The following is a 12185-nucleotide window of genomic DNA, read 5'->3' as shown; positions in this document are numbered from 1 at the left end:
TTTGAAGAAATATTCGTTTTTTTAGCCTCATTATTTCCGGGGGTCTTTCCGGCTGCAGGTTATGATTTCCGCATCTTCATTATCCCTGAGGTCCACGGATTCATCGATTAAATGCTTTTTTGGAGCCTTTTCGGCGATTATGTACTCGCACTTATAATCTTCATCGGGTCGGGCTCTTACGGGATTCGCCTTCACAGGAGATTGAGACCTCAGAGAAGATCGCGGGCTTGAAGAGGATGACTGTCCAGTCTGAGTTTCTCTTACAGAGGTAGACTGCCTCAGGTTGCCCCTAAACCGTTTTCTATCCCCGCTCTCGGCAATGATATATTCACACTTTGTTTCAACAATTTCCTGTTCGTCGAGTTCTTTTGGTTCAACTTCCCTGATCTTCAACTGGACTTTTGCATTTGTGCCCGGCAGAGGTGCAGGAGCTTCCCTGAAATCAATCCTTTCATGCCCGGCAGGTTTCTCTTTCCTGAACTCAAACCTGCTCTTTGGCTTTCTGGAGAGAGGGGGAAGGTCGAGGGGATCTTCGAGAACCGGAAGAGAAACAGGAGGAGGAGAAACAGTATTTTGCATATTCCCCAGCGCCCCGGAGAGCTTTTCAACATCAGTTTCCAGCTTTTTAATAAGCACTTTCTGGTCAAGCAGTTCCCTGACAAGCCCGTCCTGAATTCCTGCCATTTCCTTCAGCCGTCGTTCCACCGTCGCAGAGTCGTTCTCCTTTCCGGAATTTAATTCGGCTCGCAGTTCGCTAAGAATTGAAGTCTTGAGAGCTGCAGAATCTGGAAGCCCCATCAGTTCAGTCCTGATTTCGGACAGGATCTGATCCTTAAAAGAATCCAGCTCGGAACTGTTTTCCATTTCGGCCTGCAGTTCGTTGAGAACCGAAATCTTGATTGATTTTTTGAGAGTCTCGAGCTCCTCATAAGTTATTGACAGTCGCCTTTTAGGTGTATTGTGCACATCCCTCTGTCCAGTTCTCATGAAAAATACCTCTAACAATAAATTTGGGTCCCGGGTATCCCTATGTCTGCAATTATGCCAGCATGAAACGTCAGTATAATATAATTTGATTCGATCTGACAAATTTAAATAATGTGTATAGAGTACATGTAATCTTACTTTATATATATATGGTAATCGATAGTATTCAGCCGACTCGAAATAACTTTAGATTATATTATAATAAGATTACTTTATTAACTTTTCTGAAAACAGCCTCAGAAACCATATAACATAACAGAAGAAATTGGATAAAACGTGAAATTTCCGCAGGAAGAAGATTTAGACAGGAAAAAAGCCTGAAAACAGGTTAGGAAGAGGGGAAAATGCCCCAGAAAAGCCCGGACAGTACGCCATAATTTGTTCTGTAAAGAATTATATAGGTGTTAAAACGCCTCACCTCCAAACAGGTAAGCCTGAAATCCAGTATTCAGCAGACCCATGGAGAGAATATCTATCTTGAAGCGTGCAGCGGCAAAAAATAAGAATAAATATTTTTTGGAATTGTCTGTATAAGAAAGATTAAATATGAGAGTCGTGCGAAATTGCCACTTCCCCGGATAAAGCACTCCCGAGAAGCTGGAGAAAAGGGCACTAAAAATAAGAGAAAAGTCCAGAAAGCCGGTAGAGTCGATAATAAAGATTCACATATACAAAACAGCGATTCAACCAGGAATTTTTACAAAATAGGGAATGAAACCCAAAAGTTAACTCCAAGGGAAAAGAGTTAAAGAGTTGGATTTCAATTGAGGGTTGGAAACATTTCAGGGGAAAGTGTTACTTGATGGACGGAAGAGACTCATCGAAATTGAGCAGTACACTCTGCCTCGCCTGAATTTTGGGGGATGTACTGCAGTCCATCTCCAGAGCGGTCTCGTTAACAATAGAACCATGAGTTCCAGTGCTTTCAAGGAAAAGTTGAACCTCTTCAACCTCTGGCTCCCGGAAATGATCCATTTCGAAAATATCCATAATAACACTAAACACGTTTTTGTGTAAGTGATCGGTAATCCGAGTCATCGGAAATAAACACGATGCATGTAGTATTAATAAGTTACGGGAACAGAAAAATAAGATGAGAAAGTAGTAAACTAGTTTATTAATATATAAATATTGTGCTTTGCCTGCAGAACATTATTTTCCTGAAAAAAGACTGGAAAAGCAATAAAAAAAGATAACTGCTTTTTGATACAGTAACCAATCTTATAAATTAATGAGTTTCTCCTTGAATACCCCTCCTCCATCCCTTTTAATGAAATCCTGGCATATTTCTCTCTCGCAGTGACCTATAGCGACCTCAAAATTCGTATCATGGAAAAGAATAAGGAAACAGAATGGCAGTCTCCGATTAATTGAGAGAATATTCCGAAATTCAGGAGGAGTTATTTCAGTTCTCTTTCCCGTGCCGCGCAGAACCCAGACCGACCTGCCAGTCAGGCAAATAACAACTTGAAAGCCAGTGCCGAAGTTAAGAGAAACAATACATAATACATTTGAGAAATATCATCGAAGCTGAGAGAATACTTTCCTTCCCTGACCATGGAACCGGTTTAAAACTCCAGGCAAATACAAGCGCCTCTGCCAGCTTGCCTGGCAACCCTGCAAAAAAAGCAGAATAAACCATAAATTAATTCTCTTGAGTGAAGTTACTGTTACAAGATATCAATTAGTCCTCCTGAGCGAAACGAAGTGGAGCGAAAAGGACCTCGTGCTGTTGCGATTACATCGCAACTCCCAGGAAATCTCTGATTTCCTGCGATCCCGAAGCGAAACTCGGGTGACACAACCAGAGAGAATCAAAGAAAGAGGGGGCCGAAAACCCGGATCAAGACCCCTACCACGAGAGCAAGGAGTATTGTAAAGATGACAATTGCAGCAGTATCCTTTGTTCCAAGCTCGTGTTTAAGTACTGCAATCGTTGCCACGCACGGGACGTAAATGATTGTAATTACTGCAAACTGGTACATTTGAAGGGGAGTCATTACGGCTGCGAAGTTGGCCGTACCTGCAAGTACTGCCAGGATCTGGAGAGCCATTTCCTTTCTGAGAATTCCAAAGACCAGAGCTGTTGCAGCAAAAGCCGGGAGGCCCAGCAGACCTACAGATATGGGCTCTACAAAGTCCTGGAATATAGAAAGAAGCCCCAGGGCATCGGCAATTCCCAAGGCTGCACTCCCCACCAGCAGCAGCGGAAAAGCGATATATAAAAACTCCCGGCTTTTCATCCAGGTCTTCCTGAGGGTGGATTTCAGTTCGGGTTTTCGGAGAGGGGTCATTTCCATAATAAAGCCGCTCCTCTGGCCCGGAAGGGTTCTTCCAAGAATCCCGCCCATCGCTGCAATGATGAAAATCTCCAGCACATAAATAGAGACTGCAGGCCAGAAACCAACAAAAGTCCCCACCAGTCCCAGAATAATAACAGTCCTTGCAGAGCAGGGGATCAGGGAGATGAGAAGCGAAGCTATTCGCTTTTCCCTCCGGGTACCAAGGGCGTGCACTGCCATAATTGCAGGGACATTACAGCCAAAACCCAGAACAAGAGGGATAACAGCTCGTCCGTGAAGCCCGAGCTTATGGGTCAGGTTGTCCAGGAGAAAAGCTGCCCTGGTCAGGTAGCCCGAGTCCTCGAATATGGAAAGAATGGCATAGAAAACTGCAATATACGGGATAGCAATTGCAAATCCGGCTTCCACACCCCGCAGAGAATAGAGGATAAGGTTTCTGAAGAGAGGCGACATGCCAAGAGTCATTTCTTCAACGGGCTGGATTACATGAGGTTCAAACAGGTCGTTCACAATCCAGGTCTCAAGGAAGCCCCCTACCCTGAAGACGAGAAGAAAAGTAAGGAGCAGGGCAGATATAAGCACCATAATCCCGAAGTTAGGTGAGGTGAGAACTTTATCTATCCTGTCGCGAAACCTTTTTTTCGGCTCAAACGACGAGACCACGCTATCTACTATATGCCCGGATTCTCCGTACAGGTCTCTTGCAACGGTATCCTGGACTGAAATACCGTGATCAATTTCAAGGTTCTGCCTCAAGCGCCGGGCAGAAGAGAGAATGGCATTGGCTTCAGGAGGCATGCAGCAGAGTTCCACAAACTCGGCATCGTTAAGCAGGGCTGCAATCTTAACACTCTGGGAAGCATCCGGAAAAGCATGATCAAGACTGGACAGAGCCTGGCGGATCCACTGGCTGTACTTCGCCCTGTGGTGCGCCTGGACTTTTTCTTTCTCTTCGAGAGCCAGGAGTATTACCTCATCAAGCCCTACTCCCCAAGTTGCAACAGTGGGGATTACAGGCAGTCCCAGGAGCTCTGAAAGTTTGTCCGCATCAATAAGAATTCCTAGTTCGGCTGCCAGATCCACCTGATTTAAGGCGATAACCATAGGGATATCAAGTTCCAGGAGCTGCAGGGTCAGATAGAGGTTTCTCTCAAGCCTGCTTGCATCAAGGACATTGACGATGACATCCGGCTGGTCTTCAATAAGAAGTCTCTTGGTTACCTTTTCGTCTTCGTTTGCAACCCCGAGAGAATAAATTCCCGGCAGGTCAACTACTTCAATAGTTTTGCCCCTGGCCTTTACACTTCCTCTAGTAAGCGCAACCGTAGTACCGGGATAATTGGAAACCTCAACCCCGACCCCTGTAAGCCTGCTGAAAAAAACGCTTTTTCCAACGCTCGGGTTACCTATAAAGGCCAATGTCACATCATAAGGAGAATTTTTTTGACTTTTATTGCCAGGAGTACAGCATGAGCTGGAAATCCCTATCATGCCTCCGTTAGTTTTTCCCATAAAGTGCCGTCATTGTTCCGAATTCAGGCACTTTTGCCTTTTGGGGTGATGAAAATTTTCTTTGCAATATCTCTTCCAAGAGCGATCTCAGACCCAACAGCCATGACAGAGATACAGCCCTGCTTTTGCTTGCGCCGGACTTCAATATCCTCTCCTGTGAGGATCCCAAGCGAGGTTAAACGCTCCTTTGTTTCCCTCGGAAGGGTTACCCTGGCAACTGTGCCCGAACTTCCCTCTTTCATTTCATCGAGTGGGATGAATCCTTCTTCGCGCCGCAGGTTACTTTTATCTATATTGATCGGATGCCCGTCAGGGCAGTACTCCGGATTTCCCAGAAAATCGTAAAGTCTCTCAAGCACTGAGTCTGAGACCGCATGTTCAAGCTCGCAGGCTTCCCTGTGAGCTTCCTTTCGGTCAAAATCGAGGACTTCAGCCAGGAAAGTCTCAAGCACCTGGTGTTTCCTCTTTATTCGGATAGCTTCTTCAGCCCCTTTTTCGGTCAATTCGACCCCCTGATAGGGCTTATACTCAACGAACCCCATAGAATGCAACTTTTTGATCATTTCCGTCACACTGGGCGGAGACACATTCAGTTCTTCTGCAATTTGTTTGGTTTTTGCAGGGCTCTGGTTTTTCGTAATAAGGTAAAGAATAGTTTCTAAGTACTCTTCAATTCGATCCGTATGCATTAACACCATCCCGTCAACACATGCCCGAAGCTTTCCAGGACTGATAATTAGGACAACCTAAAAAGAATAATCGATGGATAAATAACTTTTGGTTTTTACCTGTTTAAATAAAATCAGATTGAAAAAGATTTCAAGACAGGGGTTTTATCACCCGAAGGCCGCATGAGAAGGTAAAAATAAAAGAATTCAGAAGCCTTGAGAGGAAGCCCAGAAGTCAGGAGCCTTGAAGCACAAGAACTCCTGAGGGTTCCTTAAAGGGCTCAGGCATTGATAGATTTAAGGACTGCAATTTCATTACAATCCGGAAATTTGGGGCACCTGATGCAGCCAGACCAGATTTTCCGGGGGAGGCTGTTTTTATCCACGACGTTGAATCCCAGGGTTTTAAAAAAAACAGGTACATAAGTAAGAGCAAAGACATCCTTCATGCCAAGGTCTTTCGCATCCTCAATACAGGCTGATACAAGCTTCGTACCTACTCCTTTTCTTGCACAATCGGGCCTGACTGCAAGAGCAAGGATTTCTGCAAGGTCTTCCCAGACCACGTGCAGGGCACAGCATCCTACAACCTCACCTTCGATCTCACAGACATAATAATCCCTTATGTTCTCGTACATCTCACTCAGGGAACGAGCAAGCATGAGCTCATCCTTAGAGTAGGTGTTGATGATCTGTTTCATCTCAACAACATCGCTTATCCTGGCTTTTCTGATCAATTCCTGTTTCCTCTGAAGCGGTAGTTATGTTTTGTAATAGAAATTGTGCGGAATTATAAACATTTACTGAATAGAAATTATGCTATATTACAAACATTTAATGTATTCCAGCTAGGGAATAATCGTAGTTCTGAATAAGAAATTTATCCTTAATCTGCGGAACATATCACTCCCGGAGTTCTGCCTCTTCTCTTGCTCTATTCTTAAGAAAAAGGGAAACAGAGAAAGGGAAACAGGAAAGTGGAATAGGTAAAGGGAAAAGGACAAATGAAACCTGGATAAAAGGATACTGTGCAAAAGAGATAGAAATTAGCGGGCGCGAAGGGATTTGAACCCCCGATTTACAGCTTAGGAGGCTGCCGCCATATCCGGGCTAGGCCACGCGCCCACGATGTGATTCCCGAAAATACAGCATATAACAGTATAAAACTGCATTTCAGGTGAGGTATCCATAATACCGGCATAAGATATATATTTAATTATCGCTCCGGAGCACAGAAAGTCGGGCAGCACGGATATAAATGGGTGTTTCGGGAAAGTTTTAAATTAAATGTAAACCATGATAGCAGAGCAGGTTAACAATACATTTATGAATATAAGGAGTTACTTCGCCCTCAGAAATGAACTGAAAAGAAAGTTAACAAAGCCGGGTAAAAAGATAAAACTAACAAAAAAGGAAAAAAGTATGCACATGAGACATGATCATTCTTACCCTATCCACACTCCCGAACTCCGAAAAATGGTCTTTGCCTCCCTCTTTGCAGCCCTGACTGCCGCAGGGGCTTATATACAGGTCCCAATACCCTTTTCACCTGTCTCTATCACCTTGCAGGTGTTCTTTGTCCTGCTTGCAGGAAGCATGTTGAAGAGCAAATGGGGAAGCCTGAGTATGGTAGTATATACCCTGCTCGGTATTGCGGGGCTCCCGGTCTTTGCAGGTGGCAGTTCCGGTATAGGAGTGCTTCTCGGACCTACCGGAGGGTACATTTTCGGATTCATACTTGTCGCCTACCTTATAGGCAAGCTTTCCGAAAAGGCGGAAAGTGCCAAAAAATCCGGGTTTGCAGTCAATGTCCTTAATATGAGCGCAGGAGTTCTGGTCATATATGCCCTCGGAGTTTCCCAGTTGATGCTGGTAGCCGAAATAGGACCCTGGGCAGCCCTTACCCTCGGAGTTCTTCCCTTCCTGCCTGGAGAAGTAGTAAAAACCGTAGTTGCCGCATATATTGCTTCAAACCATAAAATCTAAATCAGTTATAAACTTTAAAGCCCCAGATTCTAAAATTTCCATGGAAAGTTAAAAAGAAAAAAATAGAATTCGATTCAGCATGATAAGGCTCGAAAATGTAAGTTACAATTACCCTGATGGAACCCCTGCCCTGAGAAACATAAACATGGGAATAAAAAAAGGGGAATACATAGGGATAACAGGCAAAAATGGAAGCGGGAAATCCACATTTGCCCTACACCTTAACGGACTCCTGAGACCTCAAAAAGGAAAGGTCATGATAAGGGGTATGGATACAGGAGACTTTTCAAAGCTCCAGGGGATCAGGAAAATTGTCGGAATTGTGTTCCAGAACCCCGAGACCCAGTTTGTCGGCAGGACCGTAGAAGAAGACCTCGCATTCGGGCCTGAAAACCTCTGTCTCCCCCCAATTGAAATCCGGAAGAGGGTGGATAGAGCCCTTGCCGAAACAGGGCTTGGGAAATACAGGTATCGTTCCCCAAAGACCCTGAGTGGAGGACAGGGGCAGTGCGTGGCTCTTGCCGGAATCCTTACCATGGAACCCGAATGTCTTGTTTTTGATGAAGTAACTTCAATGCTCGACCCTGATTCGGGGAAAGCTGTCCTCGAAAGTGTAAAAAGGCTGCATGAAAAAGGAAAAACCATTGTATATATCACACATAACCTTGAAGAGCTTCAAGCCGCAGACCGAATTATCGTAATGGACAAAGGGAGAATAGTGATTGAAGGAAAACCCGAGGATGTGCTCTCAGACCTTTCTCTCCGAGACCTCGGGCTCACCCCTCCTTCTCTGATAGAACTTGCAGAGCGCCTGAAAAACCACGGAGTTGCGGTCCCCTGGGAAAAGACCTCTTCCCCTTCGAGCTTTGCGGAGGAGATATGCCGATTATTCTTGAAAACGTGAGTTTTTTCTACTCGAAAAATACCCCACTTGAAACCGCAGCCTTAAAAGATGTGAACCTGCGCATCGAAAAAGGGGAATTTGTGGGGATCCTGGGAGAAAAAGGAGCAGGAAAATCCACCCTCATAAAACTGTTCAACGGACTCTTGCACCCGGATTCTGGAAAAGTAACTGTTGACGGGCTTGACCCCTCTTCAAAAGAAGTTAAGAGAAAAGTGGGGATGCTCTTTCAGCAGGCTGCAGACCAGCTTTTTTGCAGGACAGTGCGTGAGGAGATAGCGTTCGGACCGTTAAACTTCGGGTACTCCAGAAAAGAAACCGAAGAAAGGGTCTTTGAAGCCCTCGAAGCAGTTTCTTTCGACCGCTCAATGCTACTTCGAGATCCGTTCAGCCTGAGCGGAGGAGAGATGCAAAGAGTCGCCCTTGCAGGAGCCCTTGCCCTCAGGCCGGACTACCTTGTGCTGGACGAGCCCATAACAGGGCTGGACCCTGCCGGGAAAAAAGAAATTCTTGAGACCCTCAAAAAGATAAAAGACCGGGGGACTGCAGTTATAACCGTGACCCATAATCTTAAAGGGTTTTTTCCCCTCCTGGAAAAGATAGTGCTTGTCCGGGAAGGCAGGATCGGTTTTCAGGGCAGCAGAAAAGAGTACCTTGGGACCGAGAACGTGCCCCTCCCCCCGGTTGCGTCCATGATGCGGGAACTTAAAGCAAGGGGCTTGCCGGTAGACCCTGCCATATTCACAGTCGAAGAAGCACTTGAAGAGATCCTGAGAGTAAAATCGATGCTCGAAAAAGAAAAAGCTGAAAAGTAGTCCGGAAAACGGACTAAAAAACGGATCGAAAAAAATGGATTGAGAAAAAAATAGATGAGAACTAATATATCGAGAAAAAGATCTGAAAAATAGCTTGAAAAGTTGTCCGGAAAATAGACTAAAAAAGCCTGAAAAAATATAAAAAGAAAAATAGGGGAAAAGAGAAAAAAGCATGCATGAACCTGTTTTCAGTTACGTTCCCGGGGCTTCCTTTCTGCATAAGCTCGACCCCAGGACAAAACTTGCAGCCGTGATGCTGCTGGGCATTCTCACCTTCAGGACTGAAAGTTTTTTCGGGATTGGAGTGCTTTTTGCATTCTTTCTTGTCCTTACATCGTGCTCCGGGCTTCCGGCTATAGTGTTTTTTCGGGCAGTCAGGCCTATGCTGCTGTTTATCACGTTTATCTTTCTTGCACAGCTATTCTTCACCGAAGGAAGAGTGCTGGCTTCTTTCTGGATCCTGCACCCTAGTATCGAGGGGCTTCAAGATGGACTCAGGCTTTCTGCAAGGTTTATACTCCTCCTTCTTTTTGCCGCCCTTATGACAGCCACCACTGACCCCACGGCAATTACCTGCGGGATAGAGAGAATACTGCGCCCTCTGCCCCTCCGCTGGCTGGGAGTAAGCTCCTTTGAGCTTGCGACAATGATGAACCTCTCTATAGCCTTTCTTCCCCTGCTCTTTGAAAGGGTTGAGCGGACGAAAGCTGCCCAGGCTTCAAGGGGCATGTATTTCGGGAGAAATCCCTTCCACTCAATCCCTGCCCTTGTCGTGCCCCTGATAAGAGGCGTGGCAAGGGATGCTGAAGAATTGGCTCTGGCAATGGAGAGCAGGGGATATCAGGGAACTCGCAGAACCTCTATGCATGAGTTGTCAATGAAGAAAAGAGATTGGACGACCCTTTTAGCCCTGGTATTCTTTTCAGCCTTTATCCTGAGATTTTGAAGACCGGAAATAAAGGTATAAGTTAAAGGCATAAGTTAAAGGCATAAAGTAGAGGCATGGAGAATATTTTTCAAACAATTTTTCTCTGCAGATGTCTGAAGCTCATTTTTCGGTTTCTTTTTTTGCACTTTTCCTCCTTTTCCCCCCTTCTTTTATCCTGCTAACTTTATTCTGCTAACTTTATTCTGCCAACTTTGTCCAGCTAATCTTACCCTGCTAAATTTGTCCAGCTAATCTTACCCTGCTAACTTTATTCTGCTGACTTTATCCTGCTAGTATCTTTCACATTTCTCTATTGCAGATCGGAGCAGTTCTTAGAAAGGGATTAATATATGAACAACTGTTCATATATTCATGCAAGAAAAGTGCGATCGTGTTAACCCCGAGCAGATCGAAACCCTGCTGCAGACGGTCCCTGATTCCGAATATATTACCCGGATGTCTGCAGTCTTTCAGGCGCTTCAATCGGATACTCGCCTGAAAATCCTTTTTTTGCTCAGGCAAAAAGAAATGTGCGTCTGCGAACTTGAGCAGGCACTTGAAGTCACGCAGTCCGCAGTCTCGCATGGGCTTCGAACCCTGAGGCAACTTGACCTTGTGAGAGTCAGGCGGGAAGGAAAATTTACAGTTTATTACATCGCAGACGAACATGTGCGCACCCTCATCGAGATGTGCCTTGAACATGTGGAGGAAAAAGCATGAGCCTCGAATTCCTCAACATCATCTCTACCTTTTTTTCGGGAATTCTTATAGCCTCCTGGGAAATTTTCGTGGAAGCTGCCCCTTATCTCATTTTCGGCTTCGGCGCTGCAGGAGTCCTCAATGTAATTGTGCCTGACCAGAAAATTGTGGACTATCTAGGAAGCTCGGCAGGAAAAGTCCGTTCCGTTATCAACGCCTCCCTGGCAGGGCTCCCCCTTCCCCTCTGTTCCTGCGGGGTGATTCCTGCAGCCATGTCGATAAGGAAAAGGGGAGCAAACAGAGGTGCAACTCTGTCTTTCCTGATTTCAACCCCTCAGACCGGAGTGGACTCCATTGCAATCACCTACGCCCTCCTCGATCCCCTGATGACTATATTTCGTCCGTTTGCAACCCTTGCAACTGCCCTTCTTGCAGGGTTTGCCGACAACTTGCTGATAGGAGAAGAACCTGAGAAAAAAGAAGGCAAAAAACAGGAAAACCCCGGGAAAAAAACGGAAATCCTCGCAGTTTCGACCCTTGTAGGAGTATCGGCAACCGGAAGCAAATGCAACCCCTCTTCCTGCCGTTGCAACGCAGATAATGCTCCAGTAACGGAAAAAAAGGAGCTGCCTGCCCTGAATTCTATGCCTTCAAAAGTCATGCCCCTGGAATTGAAGACAGGACCCGGAAATGGAACCCTGCCTCTCACCCCCTCCCCGGCAGCACAGGTTCCTGAAAGCAAAAACTCCTCATGCGGCTGCGGGCACTGCGGGCAGGAGGAAAAGGAAACAGGGCCTGAAGAAAGAAGCAAAAGTTCCTTAAAAGAACATATCCTGGGAGGGCTGAAATATGCCTACATAGAGCTTCCCGGAGAAATCGCGAAGTGGATGCTGATTGGAATTCTGCTTGCAGGGATAATTTCCTATGCTGTCCCCGAAACCCTGATCCAGGAGTACCTGGGAGGAGGGCTCGGGTCAATGCTGGTCATGCTTGTAGTAGGCATTCCGCTTTACATCTGCGCTACAGCTTCGACTCCTCTTGCCGCAAGTCTCGTAGCCAAAGGGATGAGTCCTGGAACAGCTTTTGTTTTCCTCCTTGCAGGCCCTGCAACCAATGCGGCAACCATAACCATGGTCGCCCGGTTCCTTGGAAAGCGCTCGGCAGCCCTCTATCTTGGGGTGATCTCCCTGTGCGCCCTTGGGGCAGGAATCCTGCTTGACTGGCTTTACCTTAAGCTGGGAGTCAGCGCGACTGCAACCCTGGGGAGTGCAGGAGAACTGCTTCCGGAAAGCATTAAGATCGGTTTTGCGGCCCTCCTGCTCCCTCTAATGCTGTATGGAAGCTTCCGCAGGGGGCAGGAGTGCGGCTGCACCGAATGCCATTGAA

Annotated in this window: 11 protein-coding genes and 1 tRNA gene; 6 read left to right on the top strand and 6 right to left on the bottom strand. The window is 46.1% G+C overall.

Annotation, left to right across the window (positions count from 1 at the left end; genetic code table 11):
• Positions 1–30 precede the first annotated feature (30 nt).
• The 6 genes from ACSAZL_RS00220 to ACSAZL_RS00195 form a co-directional block, all read right to left on the bottom strand.
• Entirely contained in the window at positions 31–987 is a 957-nt protein-coding gene (locus tag ACSAZL_RS00220; protein WP_440946759.1) for a hypothetical protein, read from the bottom strand.
• 795 nt (positions 988–1782) lie between these two features.
• The gene (locus ACSAZL_RS00215) at positions 1783–1962 is read right to left on the bottom strand and encodes a hypothetical protein (RefSeq protein ID WP_440946758.1); all 180 of its coding nucleotides are present in this window, start codon (positions 1960–1962) and stop codon (positions 1783–1785) included.
• 839 nt (positions 1963–2801) lie between these two features.
• Positions 2802–4781, bottom strand: coding sequence for a ferrous iron transport protein B (gene feoB, locus ACSAZL_RS00210; RefSeq protein WP_440948940.1), 1980 nt, complete (start codon positions 4779–4781; stop codon positions 2802–2804).
• A 44-nt stretch (positions 4782–4825) separates the two neighbouring features.
• Positions 4826–5491, bottom strand: a complete 666-nt coding sequence (locus ACSAZL_RS00205) for a metal-dependent transcriptional regulator (RefSeq protein ID WP_440946757.1) — start codon at positions 5489–5491, stop codon at positions 4826–4828.
• Between the two features lie 260 nt (positions 5492–5751).
• Positions 5752–6207: an N-acetyltransferase gene (locus tag ACSAZL_RS00200; protein WP_440946756.1), complete on the bottom strand. Its 456-nt coding sequence runs from the start codon at positions 6205–6207 to the stop codon at positions 5752–5754.
• Positions 6208–6520: 313 nt separating this feature from the next.
• A tRNA-Arg gene (locus ACSAZL_RS00195) sits at positions 6521–6595 on the bottom strand.
• Positions 6596–6892: 297 nt separating this feature from the next.
• On the opposite strand from ACSAZL_RS00195, the gene ACSAZL_RS00190 reads away from it, so the two are divergent.
• From ACSAZL_RS00190 to ACSAZL_RS00165, 6 genes are all read left to right on the top strand, one after another.
• On the top strand, positions 6893–7456 hold the full coding sequence (locus ACSAZL_RS00190) for a biotin transporter BioY (RefSeq protein ID WP_440948939.1): 564 nt from the start codon (positions 6893–6895) through the stop codon (positions 7454–7456).
• Positions 7457–7535: 79 nt separating this feature from the next.
• Positions 7536–8360 carry an energy-coupling factor transporter ATPase gene (locus ACSAZL_RS00185; RefSeq protein WP_440946755.1) on the top strand — a complete coding sequence of 275 codons (825 nt, stop codon included), beginning with the start codon at positions 7536–7538 and terminating at the stop codon, positions 8358–8360.
• Positions 8336–9172, top strand: coding sequence for an ATP-binding cassette domain-containing protein (locus tag ACSAZL_RS00180; protein ID WP_440946754.1), 837 nt, complete (start codon positions 8336–8338; stop codon positions 9170–9172). Before ACSAZL_RS00185 ends, ACSAZL_RS00180 begins: the two co-directional genes overlap by 25 nt.
• Before the next feature lie 172 nt (positions 9173–9344).
• The gene (locus ACSAZL_RS00175) at positions 9345–10118 is read left to right on the top strand and encodes an energy-coupling factor transporter transmembrane component T family protein (protein ID WP_440946753.1); all 774 of its coding nucleotides are present in this window, start codon (positions 9345–9347) and stop codon (positions 10116–10118) included.
• 354 nt (positions 10119–10472) lie between these two features.
• A complete protein-coding gene (locus tag ACSAZL_RS00170) occupies positions 10473–10820 on the top strand; it encodes an ArsR/SmtB family transcription factor (protein ID WP_440946752.1) in 348 nt (115 codons plus the stop codon).
• Positions 10817–12184, top strand: coding sequence for an SO_0444 family Cu/Zn efflux transporter (locus ACSAZL_RS00165; RefSeq protein ID WP_440946751.1), 1368 nt, complete (start codon positions 10817–10819; stop codon positions 12182–12184). The genes ACSAZL_RS00170 and ACSAZL_RS00165 overlap by 4 nt, the downstream gene beginning before the upstream one ends.
• Position 12185: the final 1 nt, after the last annotated feature.

This window comes from Methanosarcina mangrovi (genome assembly GCF_052057765.1).
GTDB lineage: Archaea > Halobacteriota > Methanosarcinia > Methanosarcinales > Methanosarcinaceae > Methanosarcina.
This window is presented reverse-complemented; position numbering and strand designations above follow the sequence as displayed.

Excerpts from the sequence above, each read along its gene's own strand:
- ACSAZL_RS00220 (WP_440946759.1), bottom strand. The coding sequence starts at position 987 with ATGAGAACTGGACAGAGGGATGTGCACAATACACCTAAAAGGCGACTG.
- ACSAZL_RS00215 (WP_440946758.1), bottom strand. The coding sequence starts at position 1,962 with ATGGATCATTTCCGGGAGCCAGAGGTTGAAGAGGTTCAACTTTTCCTT.
- feoB (WP_440948940.1), bottom strand. The coding sequence starts at position 4,781 with ATGATAGGGATTTCCAGCTCATGCTGTACTCCTGGCAATAAAAGTCAA.
- ACSAZL_RS00205 (WP_440946757.1), bottom strand. The coding sequence starts at position 5,491 with ATGCATACGGATCGAATTGAAGAGTACTTAGAAACTATTCTTTACCTT.
- ACSAZL_RS00190 (WP_440948939.1), top strand. The coding sequence starts at position 6,893 with ATGCACATGAGACATGATCATTCTTACCCTATCCACACTCCCGAACTC.
- ACSAZL_RS00185 (WP_440946755.1), top strand. The coding sequence starts at position 7,536 with ATGATAAGGCTCGAAAATGTAAGTTACAATTACCCTGATGGAACCCCT.
- ACSAZL_RS00180 (WP_440946754.1), top strand. The coding sequence starts at position 8,336 with ATGCCGATTATTCTTGAAAACGTGAGTTTTTTCTACTCGAAAAATACC.
- ACSAZL_RS00175 (WP_440946753.1), top strand. The coding sequence starts at position 9,345 with ATGCATGAACCTGTTTTCAGTTACGTTCCCGGGGCTTCCTTTCTGCAT.
- ACSAZL_RS00170 (WP_440946752.1), top strand. The coding sequence starts at position 10,473 with ATGCAAGAAAAGTGCGATCGTGTTAACCCCGAGCAGATCGAAACCCTG.
- ACSAZL_RS00165 (WP_440946751.1), top strand. The coding sequence starts at position 10,817 with ATGAGCCTCGAATTCCTCAACATCATCTCTACCTTTTTTTCGGGAATT.